The sequence below is a fragment of the Streptomyces xiaopingdaonensis genome, from assembly GCF_000262345.1.
Lineage (GTDB): Bacteria > Actinomycetota > Actinomycetes > Streptomycetales > Streptomycetaceae > Streptomyces > Streptomyces xiaopingdaonensis.
In genome coordinates, this window is record NZ_AJTQ01000125.1 from 26,032 (window position 1) to 43,988 (window position 17,957).

13 protein-coding genes are annotated in these 17,957 nt (G+C 72.5%); 6 read left to right on the forward strand and 7 right to left on the reverse strand.

Annotated elements, in window-relative coordinates:
- Position 1 precedes the first annotated feature (1 nt).
- A complete protein-coding gene (locus UWG_RS29800; protein ID WP_050988542.1) occupies positions 2–784 on the reverse strand; it encodes a DUF1275 family protein in 783 nt (260 codons plus the stop codon).
- A 242-nt stretch (positions 785–1,026) separates the two neighbouring features.
- Here UWG_RS29800 and UWG_RS0110035 point away from each other — a divergent pair, with 242 nt between their 5' ends.
- The 3 genes from UWG_RS0110035 (at position 1,027) to UWG_RS0110045 (ending at position 8,166) form a co-directional block, all read left to right on the forward strand.
- Entirely contained in the window at positions 1,027–1,758 is a 732-nt protein-coding gene (locus UWG_RS0110035) for a VIT1/CCC1 transporter family protein (protein WP_016907074.1), read from the forward strand.
- Between the two features lie 401 nt (positions 1,759–2,159).
- The gene (gltB, locus tag UWG_RS0110040) at positions 2,160–6,710 is read left to right on the forward strand and encodes a glutamate synthase large subunit (RefSeq protein WP_016907075.1); all 4,551 of its coding nucleotides are present in this window, start codon (positions 2,160–2,162) and stop codon (positions 6,708–6,710) included.
- A complete protein-coding gene (locus tag UWG_RS0110045) occupies positions 6,703–8,166 on the forward strand; it encodes a glutamate synthase subunit beta (protein WP_016907076.1) in 1,464 nt (487 codons plus the stop codon). The genes gltB and UWG_RS0110045 overlap by 8 nt, the downstream gene beginning before the upstream one ends.
- A 97-nt stretch (positions 8,167–8,263) precedes the next feature.
- Here the strand turns inward: UWG_RS0110045 and UWG_RS0110050 are convergent, their stop codons facing one another.
- Entirely contained in the window at positions 8,264–10,012 is a 1,749-nt protein-coding gene (locus UWG_RS0110050; protein WP_016907077.1) for an amidohydrolase, read from the reverse strand.
- A 166-nt stretch (positions 10,013–10,178) separates the two neighbouring features.
- Here UWG_RS0110050 and UWG_RS0110055 point away from each other — a divergent pair, with 166 nt between their 5' ends.
- On the forward strand, positions 10,179–10,751 hold the full coding sequence (locus UWG_RS0110055; protein WP_016907078.1) for an HhH-GPD-type base excision DNA repair protein: 573 nt from the start codon (positions 10,179–10,181) through the stop codon (positions 10,749–10,751).
- A gap of 133 nt (positions 10,752–10,884) precedes the next feature.
- Here UWG_RS0110055 and UWG_RS0110060 read toward each other — a convergent pair whose 3' ends face one another.
- Together UWG_RS0110060 and UWG_RS0110065 are read right to left on the reverse strand one after the other, a co-directional pair.
- Positions 10,885–11,352, reverse strand: coding sequence for a PPOX class F420-dependent oxidoreductase (locus UWG_RS0110060; RefSeq protein WP_016907079.1), 468 nt, complete (start codon positions 11,350–11,352; stop codon positions 10,885–10,887).
- A 49-nt stretch (positions 11,353–11,401) separates the two neighbouring features.
- Entirely contained in the window at positions 11,402–12,310 is a 909-nt protein-coding gene (locus UWG_RS0110065) for a hypothetical protein (RefSeq protein ID WP_016907080.1), read from the reverse strand.
- A 289-nt stretch (positions 12,311–12,599) separates the two neighbouring features.
- Between UWG_RS0110065 and UWG_RS0110070 the strand changes: the two genes are divergently transcribed.
- Positions 12,600–12,935, forward strand: a complete 336-nt coding sequence (locus UWG_RS0110070) for a chorismate mutase (protein WP_016907081.1) — start codon at positions 12,600–12,602, stop codon at positions 12,933–12,935.
- A 125-nt stretch (positions 12,936–13,060) separates the two neighbouring features.
- On the opposite strand, the gene UWG_RS0110075 is transcribed toward UWG_RS0110070, so the two are convergent.
- Complete coding sequence (locus tag UWG_RS0110075; protein WP_016907082.1) at positions 13,061–13,711, reverse strand: TetR/AcrR family transcriptional regulator; 651 nt, start codon at positions 13,709–13,711, stop codon at positions 13,061–13,063.
- A 95-nt stretch (positions 13,712–13,806) separates the two neighbouring features.
- Here UWG_RS0110075 and UWG_RS0110080 point away from each other — a divergent pair, with 95 nt between their 5' ends.
- Positions 13,807–14,589 (forward strand): SDR family NAD(P)-dependent oxidoreductase, encoded by a 783-nt coding sequence (locus tag UWG_RS0110080; RefSeq protein WP_016907083.1) that lies wholly within the window; start codon positions 13,807–13,809, stop codon positions 14,587–14,589.
- A gap of 74 nt (positions 14,590–14,663) precedes the next feature.
- Here the strand turns inward: UWG_RS0110080 and pyk are convergent, their stop codons facing one another.
- Positions 14,664–16,100 (reverse strand): pyruvate kinase, encoded by a 1,437-nt coding sequence (gene pyk / locus UWG_RS0110085; RefSeq protein WP_016907084.1) that lies wholly within the window; start codon positions 16,098–16,100, stop codon positions 14,664–14,666.
- A gap of 136 nt (positions 16,101–16,236) precedes the next feature.
- Positions 16,237–17,709, reverse strand: a complete 1,473-nt coding sequence (locus UWG_RS31690) for a lysine N(6)-hydroxylase/L-ornithine N(5)-oxygenase family protein (protein WP_050988543.1) — start codon at positions 17,707–17,709, stop codon at positions 16,237–16,239.
- Positions 17,710–17,957: the final 248 nt, after the last annotated feature.

A 17,957-nucleotide genomic window follows, 5' to 3' on the forward strand; every position in this document is an offset into this window, starting at 1 on the left:
GTCAACTTCGACCGTGCGTGCGGGGGTCGAGGCGGTCACCCACGACCGTGACGGCCCCTGCCGCGCCGACGAGCCCCACCGGCAGCAGCGCGGCAGGCGCCGCCACCGCGGCATGCAGCGCCACGGCGCCGCCCGCGCCGGCGACGAGGCAGGCGAGGCGCGCGGCGATCCACAGGTCGGACGGGCGGGCGCCGGCCGACCGGGCGGTCCCCGTCGCGAGGCGGGCGAGGAGGGTGGTGAGGGTGCTGGTGAAGTACGTCGTCGGGGCACCGCTGCGGCCGGCGGCGAGGAGCGCCGTCGCCTGTGCGCCCATGGCGGTCGCGTAGCCGACGACGAGCAGCGTCTGCCAGCGGTCGGCGGGCGCGGACCCGGCCGCCATCCAGCACCCGGCGAGCACGGCGAGCACCACCGCCTCGGCGCCGAAGGCGATCCTCACCCGGCGCGGCCACAGCCGCCCCGGCTCCGCGGACGGTGCCGACCGCGCCCAGTGCGTCAGCAGCGCGACGGCCGCTGTGCCCACCGCGTACCCGCCCAGGGCGCAGGCGGCGGACCAGACGTGCCCGGGCGGTGCGGCACCTGCCGCCGCGACGCCGCCGAGCACGAGGTTCCCCGTCATCACCCCGGCGAAGACGCCGCCGAGCGCGGTGAAGGCGAGCGCGTCCACGCTGCCGGAAGCGGTCGCCAGGAGCAGGAGCGTCAACTGGGCGCGGGGGCCCGACGGGTCGGCCGCCCGGGGTTCGGGTGGCGGCTCGTCGTGCGCGTAGGCGCGGCGCCGGGCGTTCACCGGTGCTGCCGGCGCGGGGCGTTTGCTGCGTACACGCGGCTCATCGTCCACCGCCTCCCGCCGGTCCGCATCCGCGGTTCCGCGGCCGGGGGTGCGGGGTGGGGTTTCGGTGAAGGCGCAGGTCAGCGCGGTTAGTTCGGCCTTCCTTGCTGGCGCGGCCGGCGGGAGTGTGCCTACCTTCTAGCTGGGAGACGCGGCGCCGGAGCGCCGGCTTCCGTCGTCGAAGGGAGCGGGTCACCACCATGAGCACCGGCATAGCCGAACCGGAGCACGGCGAGGCGGCGGACGGTACGCCGCACCACCGCGACGTGAGCGGGGGATGGCTGCGGCCCGCGGTCTTCGGCGCCATGGACGGGCTCGTCTCCAACCTGGGCCTGATGACGGGCGTCGCCGGCTCCTCCGCCTCGCCCCAGACGATCGTGCTCTCCGGCCTCGCCGGACTCGCGGCCGGTGCCTTCTCGATGGCGGCGGGCGAGTACCACTCCGTCGCCTCCCAACGGGAGCTGGTGCAGGCGGAGTTGGAGGTCGAGCGCCGGGAGCTGCGGAAGAACCCGGAGGCGGAGGTGCGCGAGCTCGCCGCCGTCTACGAGGGGCGCGGCGTCGATCCGGAGCTGGCGAGGGAGGTGGCGCGGCAGCTCCATCGGGACCCGGAGCGGGCGCTGGAGGTGCACGCCCGCGAGGAACTGGGCGTCGATCCGGACGACCTGCCCTCTCCGGCGGTCGCCGCCGTCTCCTCGCTGCTCGCCTTCGGCGCGGGCGCGGTGCTGCCGGTGCTGCCGTACCTCTTCGGGGCGACGGCGCTGCTGCCCGCCGTGGTCGTGGCGCTGCTGGGGCTCTTCCTCTGCGGGGCGGTCGTCGCGAAGGTGACGGCGCGAAGCTGGTGGTTCAGCGGGCTGCGCCAGCTTGCGCTCGGCGGCGGTGCCGCGGCACTGACGTACGGGCTCGGGGCGCTCTTCGGCGTCGCCGTGGGCTGAGCCACGGCCTGCTCCGCGACCTCCGGGCATGATCCCGTGTTACTCGACGGTTTGCGTTTCTTCCGTGCCGGGCAGAAGCCGGAAGTCCCCAGGGCAACGAAGCCCGGGGCGTAGCGCGTACTTGAGCGGAGACCTTCCGCACCCTTTTGAGACAGCGGGTCCACAGACCCCCCTTCCCTCGCACGGCACCTCCGTGCACACACCCCGGGCATCCCCGTGCGTCCGCATGGTGGTCCAGGGTTTCCGTGCAGCGGGAAGGGGGTGATGATGTAACCTGCGCGAAAATTTGTTCATGCAGAGGGCCAACGTCGTCCCTCGGCGCGTGCGATTGCCACGAGACGACGGGAGAGCCGATGCGTGCAGCACCATTGGCGGCTTTGGCCCACCCTGCCAAGCAGGGCATGTACGACCCCAGGTACGAGCACGACGCCTGCGGCGTCGGCTTCGTGGCGACCCTGACAGGCGAGCCCGACCATCAGCTCGTCGAACGCGGTCTCACCGTCCTGCGCAACCTGGAGCACCGGGGCGCCACCGGCTCCGACCCGGACACGGGCGACGGCGCGGGCATCCTCGTCCAGATCCCGGACGCCTTCCTCCGCGAGGTCACCGACTTCGCGCTGCCGGCCGCGGGCGCGTACGCCGTCGGCATCGCCTTCCTCCCCGCGGACGAGGCGGACGCAGCCGCCGCCGTCGCGAGGATCGAGCAGCTCGCCGACGAGGAGGGGCTGCGCGTCCTCGGCTGGCGCGACGTACCGGTCGCCCCCGAGCTCCTCGGCGCCGGTGCCCGCGAGACCCTGCCGCAGCTCCGCCAGCTCTTCGTCGCCGACGCGGCGGGGGAGCGGGACGGCGTCGCGCTCGACCGGATCGCCTTCGTCCTCCGCAAGCGCGCCGAGCACGACGCGGACGTCTACTTCCCGTCGCTCTCCTCGCGCACCGTCGTCTACAAGGGGATGCTCACCACCGGCCAACTGGAGCCGTTCTTCCCCGACCTCTCCGACCGCAGGTTCGCCTCCGCGATCGCGCTGGTGCACAGCCGGTTCTCCACCAACACCTTCCCGAGCTGGCCCCTCGCCCACCCCTACCGGTTCATCGCGCACAACGGCGAGATCAACACCGTCCAGGGCAACCGCAATTGGATGCGCGCCCGGGAATCCCAGCTCTCCAGCGCGCTCTTCGCGGCGAAGGACGCGACCCCCGAGGCCGCCGCCGACCTCTCGCGGATCTTCCCGCTCTGCACGCCGGGCGCCTCCGACTCGGCCACTTTCGACGAGGTCCTGGAGCTGCTCCACCTCGGCGGACGCTCGCTGCCGCACTCGGTACTGATGATGGTGCCCGAGGCGTGGGAGAACCACGAGACGATGGACCCGGCCCGCCGGGCCTTCTACGAGTACCACGCGACGCTCATGGAGCCCTGGGACGGCCCGGCCTGCGTCACCTTCACCGACGGCACCCAGGTCGGCGCCGTACTCGACCGCAACGGACTGCGTCCCGGCCGCTACTGGGTCACCGACGACGGGCTCGTCGTGCTCGGCTCCGAGGTCGGGGTCCTCGACATCGAGCCGGAGCGGATCGTCCGCAAGGGCCGGCTCCAGCCGGGCCGGATGTTCCTCGTCGACACCGCCGAGCACCGCATCATCGAGGACGACGAGGTCAAGGCGCAGCTCGCGGCCGAGCACCCGTACGAGGAGTGGCTGGATTCCGGCCTGATCGCCCTCGCCGACCTGCCCGAGCGCGAGCACGTCGTGCACACCCACGCCTCCGTCACCCGCCGCCAGCAGACCTTCGGGTACACCGAGGAGGAGCTGCGCGTCCTGCTGGCGCCGATGGCGAAGTCCGCCGCCGAGCCGATCGGTTCGATGGGCACGGACTCGCCGATCGCCGCGCTCTCGGAGCGTCCCCGGCTCGTCTTCGACTACTTCACCCAGCTCTTCGCGCAGGTCACCAACCCGCCGCTGGACGCGATCCGCGAGGAGCTCGTCACCTCGCTCCGCTCGCCGCTCGGCCCGCAGGGCAACCTGCTGGAGCCGTCGGCCACCTCCTGCCGCAGCGTCACCCTGCCGTTCCCGGTGATCGACAACGACGAGCTCGCCAAGCTGATCCACATCAACGCCGACGGCGACCTCCCCGGCTTCCGCTCGGCCGCCCTCTCCGGCCTCTACCGCGTCGCCGACGGCGGCGCGGGGCTCGCCGCCCGCCTCCGGGAGATCTGCGACGAGGCGGACGCGGCGATAGAGTCCGGCGCCCGGTTGATCGTCCTCTCCGACCGGCACTCCGACGCCGAGCACGCGCCGATCCCGTCGCTGCTCCTCACCTCGGCCGTCCACCACCACCTGATCCGCACCAAGCAGCGCACCCAGGTGGGGCTGCTCGTCGAGGCGGGCGACGTCCGCGAGGTGCACCACGCGGCCCTGCTCATCGGGTACGGCGCCGCCGCGGTCAACCCGTACCTGGCGATGGAGTCGGTCGAGGACCTGGTGCGCGCGGGCACCTTCCTCCCCGGTGACATGGAGCCGGAGGCGGCGATCCGCAACCTCATCAAGGCGCTCGGCAAGGGCGTGCTGAAGGTGATGTCCAAGATGGGCATCTCCACCGTCGCCTCCTACCGCGGTGCGCAGGTCTTCGAGGCGGTGGGGCTCGACGAGTCCTTCGTCGACACCTACTTCCACGGCACCACCACCAAGATCGGCGGTGCGGGGCTCGAGACGATCGCCAAGGAGGTCGCGGCCCGGCACGCCAAGGCGTACCCGGCGACCGGGATCGCCTCGGCACACCGGGCGCTGGAGATCGGCGGCGAGTACCAGTGGCGCCGCGAGGGCGAGCCGCACCTCTTCGACCCGGACACCGTCTTCCGGCTCCAGCACGCCACCCGCACCCGCAGTTACGACATCTTCAAGAAGTACACGGACGGCGTGAACGAGCAGTCCGAGCGCCTGATGACGCTCCGCGGGCTCTTCCGCCTCAAGGAGGGCGAGCGGCGGCCGGTCCCGCTGGAGGAGGTCGAGCCGGCGAGCGAGATCGTCAAGCGGTTCTCGACCGGCGCGATGTCGTACGGCTCCATCTCGCAGGAGGCGCACGAGACGCTCGCCGTCGCGATGAACCGCCTCGGCGGCAAGTCCAACACCGGCGAGGGCGGCGAGGACGCCGAGCGCCTCTACGACCCGGAGCGGCGCTCCTCGATCAAGCAGGTCGCGTCGGGACGGTTCGGTGTGACCTCCGAGTACCTCGTCAACTCCGACGACATCCAGATCAAGATGGCGCAGGGCGCCAAGCCGGGTGAGGGCGGGCAGCTCCCGGGCCACAAGGTCTACCCGTGGGTGGCGAAGACCCGGTACTCGACGCCGGGCGTCGGCCTCATCTCGCCGCCGCCGCACCACGACATCTACTCGATCGAGGACCTCGCCCAGCTCATCCACGACCTGAAGAACGCCAACCCGCAGGCCCGCATCCACGTCAAGCTCGTCAGCGAGGTCGGCGTCGGCACCGTGGCGGCCGGCGTCTCGAAGGCCCACGCCGACGTGGTGCTCGTCTCCGGGCACGACGGCGGCACCGGTGCCTCGCCGCTCACCAGCCTCAAGCACGCCGGCGGGCCCTGGGAGTTGGGGCTCGCGGAGACCCAGCAGACGCTGCTCCTCAACGGCCTGCGCGACCGCATCGTCGTGCAGACCGACGGGCAGCTCAAGACCGGCCGCGACGTGCTCGTCGCCGCGCTGCTCGGCGCCGAGGAGTACGGCTTCGCCACGGCGCCGCTCGTCGTCTCCGGCTGCGTCATGATGCGCGTCTGCCATCTGGACACCTGCCCGGTCGGCATCGCGACGCAGAACCCCGTGCTCCGCGAGCGGTACACGGGCAAGGCCGAACACCTCGTCAACTTCTTCGAGTTCATCGCCGAGGAGGTCCGCGAGCTCCTCGCCGCGCTCGGGTTCCGGTCGCTCGACGAGGCCGTCGGCCACGCCGAACTCCTCGACACCAGCAGGGCCGTCGACCACTGGAAGGCGCAGGGCCTCGACCTCGCGCCGCTCCTCCACGTGCCCGAGCTCCCCGAGGGCGCGGCGCGGCACCGGGCCATCCCGCAGGAGCACGGCCTGGAGAAGGCGCTCGACAACCAGCTCATCAAGCTCTCGGCCGACGCGCTCAACGCGGAGACCGCCGAGCAGGCGCAGCCGGTCCGCGCCCAGCTGGCGATCCGGAACATCAACCGCACGGTCGGCACGATGCTCGGCCACGAGGTGACCCGGAAGTTCGGCGGCGCCGGGCTCCCCCAGGACACCATCGACGTCACCTTCACCGGCTCGGCGGGCCAGTCCTTCGGCGCCTTCGTGCCGAGCGGCGTCACGCTGCGGCTGGAGGGCGACGCCAACGACTACGTCGGCAAGGGCCTCTCCGGCGGGCGCCTCGTCGTCCGCCCCGACCGCGGGGCCGACCACCTCGCCGAGTACTCGACGATCGCGGGCAACACCCTCGGCTACGGCGCGACCGGTGGCGAGGTCTTCCTCCGCGGCCGTGTGGGCGAGCGGTTCTGCGTCCGCAACTCCGGTGCCACGGTGGTCGCCGAGGGTGTCGGGGACCACGGCTGCGAGTACATGACCGGCGGTTCCGCCGTCGTCCTCGGGGAGACGGGGCGGAACTTCGGCGCCGGCATGTCGGGCGGCACCGCGTACGTCCTCGACCTCGACCCCGACCGCGTCAACCCCGGCCTGCGGGACGCCGTCGGCGTACCGGGGGCCGACGAGCTGGAGTGGCTGCACGGCGTGGTGCGCCGCCACCTCGAGGAGACCGGTTCCACCGTCGCCGAGCGGCTCCTCGCCGACTGGGAGCGGACCGCCGCCCGGTTCAGCCGGGTTCTACCCCCCACCTACAAGGCCGTGCTCGCCGCCAAGGACGCCGCCGAGCGGGCGGGACTCTCCGAGTCCGAGACCCACGAGAAGATGATGGAGGCGGCGACCCATGGCTGACCCGAAGGGCTTTCTCACCACCGAGCGCGAGGGCGCCCAGTCGCGCCCCGTCGAGGAGCGCGTCAGGGACTGGAGCGAGGTCCACGTCCCCGGCTCGCTGCTGCCGATCGTCAGCGAGCAGGCGGGGCGCTGCATGGACTGCGGCATCCCGTTCTGCCACAGCGGCTGTCCGCTGGGGAACCTCATCCCCGAGTGGAACGACTACGCCTACCGGGACGACTGGTCGGCGGCGAGCGAACGGCTCCACGCGACCAACAACTTCCCGGAGTTCACCGGGCGGCTGTGTCCCGCGCCGTGCGAGTCGGCCTGCGTCCTCGGCATCAGCCAGGAGCCGGTGACGATCAAGAACGTCGAGGTCAGCATCATCGACAAGGCGTGGTCCGGCGGCCTCGTCACGCCGCAGCCGCCCGAGCGCCTCTCGGGGAAGACGGTCGCGGTGATCGGCTCCGGGCCCTCGGGGCTCGCCGCCGCGCAGCAGTTGACCCGCGCGGGGCACACCGTGGTCGTCTACGAGCGCGCCGACCGCCTCGGCGGGCTGCTGCGGTACGGCATCCCCGAGTTCAAGATGGAGAAGCGGCACATCAACCGCCGTATCGAGCAGATGCGCGCGGAGGGCACCAAGTTCCGCACCGGCGTGGAGATCGGCCGGGACATCGACGCGGCGAAGCTCCGCAAGCGCCACGACGCCGTCGTGATCGCGGCCGGCTCCACCACGGCCCGCGAACTGCCGGCGCCCGGACGCGAGTTGAACGGCATCCACCAGGCGATGGAGTACCTGCCGCTCTCCAACAAGGTCCAGGAGGGCGACTACGTCGCTCCGCCGATCTCCGCGGAGGGCAAGCACGTCGTCGTCATCGGCGGCGGCGACACCGGCGCCGACTGCGTCGGTACCGCGCACCGCCAGGGCGCGGCCTCCGTCACGCAGTTGGAGATCATGCCGAAGCCGGGCGAGGAGCGCGCGCCGCACCAGCCGTGGCCGACCTTCCCGATGCTCTACAAGGTCACCTCGGCGCACGAGGAGGGCGGCGAGCGCGTCTACTCGGTGAACACCACCCGCTTCGAGGGCGACGAGGACGGCAACGTCCAGTGGCTCCACCTGGTCGAGGTCGAGATGGTCGAAGGCAAGCTGACGCAGAAGCCGGGCACCGAGCGGAGGATCCCCGCCCAACTCGTCACGCTGGCCATGGGGTTCACCGGCATCGACAGGGAGAACGGCCTCGTCGAGCAGTTCGGCCTCGACCTCGACGAGCGCGGGAACGTCGCGCGCGACGCCGAGTTCGCCACCAACGTCCCCGGCGTGTACGTCGCGGGCGACGCCGGGCGCGGGCAGTCCCTCATCGTCTGGGCCATCGCCGAGGGGCGCTCCGCGGCGAAGGGCGTCGACCGGCACCTCGCCGGCGGCGCGAGCGCGCTCCCGGCGCCGATCCGGCCGACGGACCGGGCGCTCACCGTCTGACCCCCGCACCCGTGCGGCCACCGCCCGGCGGCGGCCGCACGGGCGGTGCCCCGCGCCCGCATCGCGCTGCCGGGTGCGGGGCGCTGCCGTCACGCCCTCAGTACTGGGGCTCCAACTCGGGCCCCAGCGAGGAGAACTTCTCCTTGCTGATCACCTGCGCCGGGGGCCAGGTGATGTTCTCGGGCGGCCAGCTCTGGCCCGTCTTCTCGAGGAACCAGGACGGCGGTTCGTACATCGGCGGCTCGTATCCGTCGGGGAGGGCCGTCTTCCAGTCGACGTCCTCGGTGCGCTCGGCGAACTCCTTCTTCAGCGCCTTCAGCAGCTTCGGCTGCACGACCAGGTCGAGCGCGGTCGCCGCGAGGTACTTCGCCGCGGCGAGCAGCGCCGCGTGCCCGGGCGCCGAACCCGCGCACGACGCCGTCGACCAGGTGTGCATCTTCGAGCCGACGGGTGCGAGCGCCGTGCCGAGCGAGACCGTCGGCACCTGCCAACTGATGTCGGCGACGTCCGTGGAGCCGCCGCCGTTGAAGACCGGGTTGGGCGGGGTGAGTTCGCCGATCTCGTCGTGGAGGCCCTTCTGCGGGAGGCCGAGGGACTTCTGCAGGGACTTGGCGATCCGCTGGGCCTCGTCGGAGTGGTCCGGCGGCCCGATCTGCCGCATGTTGTCGTACATCAGCTCGGCGAAGGAGCGGGAGGGAAGCTGGTTCCAGCACGCCGACGTGATCTTGTGCCGGACGCTCGTACGGCTCGCCTTCGCCGCCGCCTCGGAGACGGCGATCACCTTCTCCAGCAGCGACTCGACGCGCTCCGGGCTCCCCTCGCGGACGTAGTAGGAGATCTCCGCCTTCTCCGGGGTGACGTTGGGGATGTCCCCGCCGTTGACGATCGCCCAGTGCAGCCGTGCCGAGGGCGCCATCGCCTCCTCGCGGAGGAACTCCGACATCGTCGCCATCATCACGGCGGCGTCGAGCGCGCTCTTGTTGCCGAGCGGGCTGCCGCCGTGCCCGGCGACGCCGAGGAAGGTGAAGGTCACGGCTGTCATCGCCGTCGAGGTGTCCCAGCCGGTGGCGTTGGCTGTCGAGGGGTGCCAGTCGAGGAAGGCGTCGAGGTCGTCGTAGACGCCCTTGCTGACCGCGTAGGTCTTGCCGATGAGCTGTTCCTCCGCGGTCGAGCCGAAGAACTTCACGGTGACGTCGAGCCCGTGCTGCTTCGCCGCACGCGCGACCGCTGCCGCCGCCGCTGCCGCCGCGGTGCCGAGCGCGCAGTGGCCGCAGCCGTGCCCGGGGCCGTAGGTGGGGGAGAACGGGTCGTGGATGTACTCCAGCGGTGCGTGCTCGCCCGCGCCCTTGCGCTGCGAGAGGCCGGGGAGCGCGTCGTACTCGCCGCTGAACCCGAGGACGGGGCCGCCCGAGCCGCTCGTGAAGGTCGCCGTGAACGCAGTGGGGAAGCCGGCGGTGCCGAACTCCACGTCGAAGCCCGCCTGTTCGAGGAAGTCGGCCTGGGCGAGCGAGGACTTCCACTCGCGCAGGCTCAGCTCGGCGTTCTCCCATATCTCGTCGTTGAGCCCCACGATGCGCTTCTCCTGGCGCTCGATCCAGGAGAGCGCCGAGGTCTTGGCGGGGGAGTCCTTGGCGAGGCCCTTCGGGGGTTCGTAGCCGTCACCGGCCGCCGGGCCGGCCGCCGCAGCCATCGCGGGGTCCGCCGTCGCGGCGCCTGCGGCCGTCGTCACGCCGGCGGCGCCGAGGAGCTGCATGATGCGGCGCCTGCTCATGCCGCCTGCGGCCATCGTCTCGGCGGCCTGCTTCGCCTGCTCGACGCTTTCGTGGGGATCGTGCAAGTCGCACACGGGAGCCTCCGTCTCGTACGTGCTTGATCACCGATGCGCTGCGCACTCTGACTCGGGGCTGTTTCGGCCGTACGCTGCCCAGATGCCGGGGGCGTTACGCGTGTGGGCGCCGGGTTCCGCGTGCCGCGGCGTGCGCGGCGGGTCTCCCGGGGCGACCATCGACGCCATGGACCACACGCTCCACCTGGCGCAGCAGCCCGACGCCGACGCCCTGCTGAGCCGCAGCCCTCTGGCGCTCCTCGTCGGCTCCCTCCTCGACCAACAGGTGCCCATGGAACGCGCCTTCGCAGGACCGTACGAACTCACCCGGCGCCTCGGGGACGACGGCCTCGACGCACGCGCCGTCGCCGCGATGGACCCCGAGGAGCTGGAGCAGCTCTTCTCGGAGAAGCCCGCCGTGCACCGCTTCCCCGGCTCCATGGCGAAGCGCGTGCAGCAGCTCTGCCAGTACCTCGTGGAGCACTACGACGGCAGCGCCGAGACCGTCTGGGAGGGCGCTTCCGACGGGCGCGACCTGCTGCGCCGACTCAAGGCCCTGCCCGGTTACGGCGACGCCAAGGCGCAGATCTTCGTCGCCCTGCTCGGCAAGCAGCTCGGCGTCCGTCCGCAGGGCTGGCGCGAGGCGGCGGGCCCGTACGGCGAGGACGGCACCTACCGCTCGGCCGCCGACGTGACGGGCCCCGAGACGTTGGAGAAGGTGCGGGCGCAGAAGAAGGAGCAGAAGGCGAAGGGGCGTTAGGCCGACGCGGATTCGGCATCTCTGCACGGTGGTCGGCCGCACGACGGCCCCGTCGGGGACGGCTCCCCGCGACGCGGCCGACTACCGCGCCCGGCGTGTGCCGAGCGTCCCGCCGGACGCGCTCGGCCCCTCGTCAGTCCTCGGCGAGGTGGGCGGGGAAGCCGCCGGTGGCGACCGGGCCCCAGCGGGTCGGGGTGAGGCGCAGCAGGGACTTGCCCTGTTTGCGCATCGCCTCGCGGTACTCGTCCCAGTCCGGGTGCTCGCCGGAGATCGCCCGGAAGTACTCGACGAGCGGCTCGACGGACTCCGGCGGATCGATCACCTCCGCCTCGCCGTCGACCTGTACCCACGGCCCGTTCCACTCGTCGGAGAGGACGACGGCGCTCGCCCGCTGCGTGCGCCGCGCGTTGCGGACCTTGGCGCGCTCCGGGTAGGTCGAGACGACGATCCGCCCCTCCTGGTCGACTCCGCAGGTGACGGGCGACGCCTGCGGGGTGCCGTCGGTACGGGTGGTGAGCAGGACGGCGCGGTGCCTGGGCCGGACGAACTCCAGGAGGTCGTCGAGGCCGACGGGGGTGTTGGTCGCGATCGTAGGACTCATGGCACCCGAACCTACGCGACGGAGGACCGCGCGCCCGTCCGGCCCGGCCTCAGGCGTCGCACTCCAGCACCGAGCGGCACGACGAGCACCGGGCACGCACCCTGCCCCGCACCGGTATCCGGATACGGCGGAGGCAGGTCGGGCAGCGGAACGAGACGCGGGGCGGCGAGCCGGAGTCGAAGGCGTAGGCGGCGTTCGGCCGCGGTACGGGCGGGCGGCCGGCGAGGGCGAGCTTGCGGTCCTTGGCGTACCGGGCGCGCGTCGCCCAACCGGCGGCCGTGAGCGGCGGCTGCCGCCGGTCGCGCGCGGCGAGGGCGCGGCCCGCGACGTACGCGTCGTACGCCTGCGGGCTGGTGAACCGGACGGCGGGGTCCTCGCCGTTGAGCTCGGCGCGCTTGGCGAGGACGTAGCCGAACTCCTCCGGTGTGAGGTAGCCGAGCTTCTGCGAGGTGAGCGCGTCCTGGCGGAAGGCGTCGAGGAGGAGCCAGCCGGCGCCGAGGTAGGCGGCGGCCGTGTCGGTGAGGATCTCGTTCTCGCCGACGGTGTCGAAGGCGAGGTCGAGCCGGTGCAGCAGTACGTGCGCCACCTCGTGCGCGAGGGCGGCGCCGACGTCCCTGCGGTGCGTCTTGAACCGCGTGTTGAGCTCGACGAAGTACTCGGGCCCCGCCTCCAGTTCGACGTTGGCCGCGTGCTCCATCTCGCGGAAGCTGACGATCACCCGGGCCTCGGGCAGCCGGTAGTGGCGGACGACGGCAGCGGCCACCTGCTGGACGCCGAGGTGGAGTTCGTCGTCGTCGGCGAAGGCGACCTCGGCGGGGGAGAGGCTCGGGTCCCAGGTTCTGAGGGTCTCGTACGACAGGCGGCGGTGGAGGGCGGCGATGGCGTCGCGGACCGTCTCCAGGTGCGGAAAGCCGTGTTCGACCGGGTCGGCCGCGCCGCGCCCGCTACCCGTGCCCATCGCCTACCACCTCGGACCCTCGCGCCTGCGGTCGTTCCACTCTACGGGCGGATGTACGGCTCCCGGCGGGCGGTCCGGAAAGCGGTTGCCGTATCGCGGGTGCGCTCGTCCTCCTCGCCTGCGACCGCCGAATGCGCGCCGACGGCCGACGGTCGTGAGCCTGCTCTCCTCGGCGGGGACCACCGCAGCGGACGGGCACTCGACGAACCTGGGCTAGGGTGCGCTGTGCGGTGCGCGTGCCGCCCACCGCACAGCCCGCAGCGACGACACGGGAGCAGAGCACCGGCCGATGGAGAACAACGAGATCGACACCGCCGTACGCGACGAGCTGGCGGAGCTGCGGGACAGCATCGACAACATCGACGCGGCCGTGGTCCACATGCTCGCCGAGCGCTTCAAGTGCACCCAGCGCGTCGGCAGGCTCAAGGCGGGGCACGGTCTTCCGCCGGCCGACCCGGCCCGCGAGTCCCGGCAGATCGACCGCCTCCGCAGCCTCGCCGAGGACGCCAAGCTCGACCCCGCCTTCGCGGAGAAGCTGCTCAACTTCATCATCGCCGAGGTGATCCGGCACCACGAGCGGATCGCGGAGGAGGGCGTGGGCAGCCAGGACACGCCGGTCGGCTGAGGGCGCACGCGGTCCTGCGGCGCTCGGTCGCTGCCGCGTCAAGTGCTCGGGTTCCTGTGGGAGTTCGCGACGGCAGCCCGGGGTCCGCAGTATCGCTCCCGTCCCGCCGCTCGGGACACGACTGCTCAACGGGGCGTACGTGGGGGGCGCTTCGGGGTGCGCGTTGACGGAGGCGGTGTGCCGAGGCGCTGAGCGCCGGCGAAGATCGCCACCATGCCGACGACCTCCTCGGCGACTTCGCGGGGCCACACGTGGTCTCCCCGGCGTGAGCGGCCCGCGACGATGCCGTGGAGGGCCGTCCAGAGCTGTTCGCCCCGCTCCAGCGCCTCCTCCGGGCCGATTCCGGGGTCGACCGCGTGCAGGTCGTCGGCCAGGGAGGCCGTCCGCTCCTCCATCCACGCACGGACGGCGCCGGTCCCCTTGAGCCAGTCGACGCTTTCGAAGAGCAACTGGTACGGGCCGGGACGCTCCAGCGCCCAGCCGACGTAGGCGAGAGCGAACGCGTCGAGACGCTCCCGCGGCCCTGCGGCTGCGGCCACCGCCGCCTCGGCCCGTTCCCGTGCCTCGGCGAAGTGCATCTCGAGCACGGCGTCGATGAGCGCCGCCCGCGAGTCGAAGTGCAGGTAGACGGCGGTCGCCGAGACGTCGCAGGCGCGGGCGACCGCGCGGAGCGAGGGGGCGGGGGCGGTGCGGGGCTCCTGCAGCAGCCTCGATGCCGCCTCGATCAGGGACTGCCGCAGGTCGCGGCCGCCCCTGCCCGCCGTGCCGACGGCCATTCCCATCCTCCGTGCGCTTCCGGGCCTTGTTGGTTGACAGGTGTCAATGTACCGTGCGGAACCGGTACTTGACAGCTGTCAACCTTGGGGGTTTCATGCGGAGGGTCACGGTCGTCACCGGAGCGAGTTCCGGCATCGGCGAGGAGTTCGCACGCCGGTTCGCGAGCCGGGGCGACGACCTGGTCGTGGTCGCCCGGCGCGTCGAGCGGTTGGAACGCCTCGCGGCGGAGTTGCGGGAGCAGCACGGGGTGAGGGTGACACCCGTCGCGCTGGACCTCACCGCTCCCCGGCCCGGTCGGGCGCTGCGTCACCGGCTCGCGCAGGAGGGCGTCGTCGCCGGCGCACTGGTGAACTGCGCCGGGTACGGCAGGTCCGGGGCGTTCGCCCGGGCCGATGCGGAGGAGACGGCCCGGCAGATCGCCGTGGACGTCACCGCCCTTACTGATCTGACCAGAGCACTCTGGCCCGACCTGCTCGACGCCGAAGCGGGGCTGCTGCTCAATGTGGCCAGCCTCACCGGGTACGCGCCGATGCCGGGGATGGCCGTCTACGCGGCGGCGAAAGCCTTCGTGGTCTCCTTCACCGAGGCGCTGTGGGCCGAGGGGCGCGGTAGCCGGCTGCGAGTGCTGTGCCTGTCGCCCGGCCCCACCAGCAGTGAGTTCTACGGGACTTCGGGGACGTCCACCGACGGGGTTCGCTTCCAGACTCCGCAACAGGTCGTCGACGCGGCCTTCCGTGCGCTGGGCAAGCGGCGGCCCACCGTCGTGTCGGGACGCGCGAACGCCCTCGCCGCAACCCTGATGCGCGTTCTGCCCCGGCGGCTCGTCCTCGCGCTGACGGCGCGAGAGGCGCCCCGGCCCTCCGCCGCCGTCCCGTGAGCCCCGCTTCCGCTGCGGCGACAGGCGGCGCTGGGACGGGCCCCTACTTCAAGCCCTCCCTGGACGGCGGGCGTTCACCCCTCGGCGTCGTCCTCGCCGATCCGGTGCACCCGCACCAGGTTCGTCGAGCCGGGGACGCCGGGCGGTGAGCCGGCCGTGATGATGACGAGGTCGCCGCGCCGGCAGCGGCCGAGCTTGAGGAGCTGCTCGTCGACCTGGTCGACCATCTCGTCGGTCGAGGCGACGGTCGGGCCGAGGAACGTCTCCACGCCCCAGCTCAGGCCGAGTTGGGAGTGGGTGGCGGCGTCGGGCGTGAAGGCGAGGACGGGGATGGGGGAGCGGTAGCGGGCGAGGCGGCGGACCGTGTCCCCGGATTGGGTGAAGGCGACCAGGTACTTGGCGCCGAGGAAGTCGCCCATCTCCGCGGCGGCGCGGGCGACGGCCCCGCCCTGGGTACGGGGCTTGCTGCGCTCGGTGAGCGGCGGCAGCCCCTTGGCGAGCACCTCGTCCTCGGCGGCGCCGACGATGCGCGCCATCGTGCGGACGGTTTCGATCGGGTACTTGCCGACGCTCGTCTCTCCGGAGAGCATCACCGCGTCGGTGCCGTCGAGGACGGCGTTGGCGACGTCCGACGCCTCGGCGCGCGTCGGCCGGGAGGAGTCGATCATCGAGTCGAGCATCTGCGTCGCGACGATCACCGGTTTCGCGTTCCGGCGGCAGAGCTTGATCGCCCGCTTCTGGACGAGGGGGACCGTCTCCAGCGGCATCTCCACGCCGAGGTCGCCACGGGCGACCATGACACCGTCGAAGGCGTCGACGATCGACTCCAACTCCTCGACGGCCTGCGGCTTCTCCAACTTCGCGAGGACGGGGAGCCGTCGGCCCTCCTCCTCCATGACGCGGTGCACCTCGCGGACGTCCTCGCCGCTGCGGACGAAGGAGAGCGCGATCAGGTCGGCGCCGGTGCGCAGCGCCCACCGGAGGTCGTCGACGTCCTTCTTGGAGAGCGCGGGGACCGACACGGCGACGCCGGGCAGGTTGAGCCCCTTGTGATCGGAGACGACACCGCCCTCGACGACGACGGTGTGCACCAACGGGCCTTCGACGGCCTTGACTTCGAGGCCGACGCGGCCGTCGTCGACGAGGATGCGCTCGCCGGGGGCGACGTCCTCGGCGAGACCGGCGTAGGTGGTCCCGCACCTGGTGCGGTCGCCCTCGCAGCCCTCCTCGACCGTGATGGTGAACTCGTCCCCGGCTTCGAGGAACACGGGTCCTTCCTGGAAGCGGCCGAGCCTGATCTTCGGGCCTTGAAGGTCCGCGAGGACGCCCACGCTGCGTGCGGTCTCCTCGGCTGCGCCGCGCACCCGGTGGTAGCGCTCCTCGTGCTCGGCGTGCGTACCGTGGCTCATGTTGAACCTGGCCACGTCCATGCCGGCCTCGACGAGCTCCTTGATCTGCTCGTACGAGTCGGTGGCCGGACCAAGTGTGCTGACGATCTTTGCTCGGCGCATGCTGCGAGCCTACGGCTTACCTGCGGGTAGGTAACTGTGCCCGAGCGACGGCGCAACGGCCTTTCTCTTAAAGGGTGTTGACAAGACTTGAAAGGTGTGCGGCGCCCTGCTCTGATGAGCGTTCACCCGTCGTGGCTCAGCCCACGGAGGGCGCCGGCATCGGACGCACGTCCCCCAGGCGTCCGGGCGCCCGCGTGCTGGGGGTGCCCGGGTCGGGTTCGCGCAGGCCGAAGCTGGTGAACGCGGTGCGGGCGGGGAGCGGGAAGTGCTCCTCGCCGGTGAGCGAGTTGAGGATCACCGCGCTGCGGTGCGCCGCGAGGCCCAGGTCGGGGGCCCCGACGCCGTGCGTGTGCCGCTCGCCGTTCTGCACGTAGACGGAGCCGGCCACCGAAGTGTCGAGCCGCAGGCGGTAGTCGGCGGTGACGAGGGGGCGGCCGGAGGAGTCCCTGGAGAGGTGCGGGTCGAGGGCCGCGAGGAGCCCGTCGGACGGGCGCTCGCGGTAGCCGGTGGCGAGGACGACCGCGTCGGTGAGGAGGCGCCCGCGCTCCCGCTGCTCGGCGTGGACGAGGTGCAGCTCCAGGTGCGTGGTGCCGAGGCGTCCCGCGGTGCGCACACCGACCCCGGGGGTGAGCACCACGTCCGGCCAACTGCCTCCGGCCGTACGGCGGTAGAGCTCCTCGTGGACGGCGGCGAGGGTCTCCGCGTCGACCGCCTTGTGGAGCTGCCACTGCTTCGGCAGGAGCGAGTCCCTCGCCTCCTCGGGGAGCGAGTGGAAGTAGCGGGTGTAGTCGGGGGTGAAGTGCTCCAGGCCGAGCTTGCTGTACTCCATCGGCGCGAAGGCGGGACTGCGCGTCAGCCAGTGGAGGCCCTCGTGCCCCGCGGGACGGCGACGGAGCAGGTCGAGGAAGACCTCGGCCCCCGACTGCCCCGAGCCGACGACCGTGACGTGCTCGGCCGCCAGGAGCCGTTCGCGATGGTCCAGGTACTCGGCGGAGTGCACCACGGGGACCGAGTCGCTCTCCGCGAGCGGGCGCAGGGCCTCGGGGACGTACGGCTCGGTGCCGATCCCCAGCGCCACGTTCCGCGCCGCTGCGCGCCCCGGAGAGCCCGTGCCGCCGCCCGCGTCGAGCCGGGTGAAGTCCACCTCGAACAGGGCCCGCCGGGGGTTCCACCTGACGGCGTCCACGTGGTGCCCGTAGTGCGGGCCCGTCCCCGGCGCGCCGACCGCCCGCTCCGCGAGCCCGTCGCTCACCCAGCGGCAGTACGCGTCGTACTCGGTGCGTTCGATGTGGAAGCGCTCGGCGAAGTAGAAGGGGAAGAGCCGCCGCCTGTCGCGCAGGAAGCGCAGGAACGACCACGGGCTCGCCGGGTCGGCGAGGGTCACGAGGTCGGCGAGGAACGGGACTTGGAGGGTGGCGCCCTCGATCAGCAGGCCCGGATGCCATCGGAAGGCACGCTCCCGCTCGAAGCACGCGGTACGCAGCCCCGGCACGGAGTCCGCGAGTGCCGAGAGCGAGAGGCTGAACGGGCCGCCTCCGACGCAGACGAGGTCGAGGACCTGCTCGCCCCCGGTTCCGGCGTCCCGCCGTCGGGGCGGGGAAGGCGTCAACCCCGGCTGGGATCGCGGGCGTTGCGGGTCCGGTGGTTCGTCGGCTGTCTCCGTACGGTTCGGACGCTCGGTCGGTGCTTCGGGCGCGGAGGGTACGGGCGGCCGGGTGCCGGTGAGTTCGGTGGTGGTGCGCGGGGGTGGTGCGGTGGGTTGCTTCTGGCGTGTCGGGGTCTCCGGGGCAGAGGGCTGCGTAGCCGCCGGGTCGTCCGTGGCGGAGAGGGGCCCGGGGTGCGCGTCGGTGTCCGTCT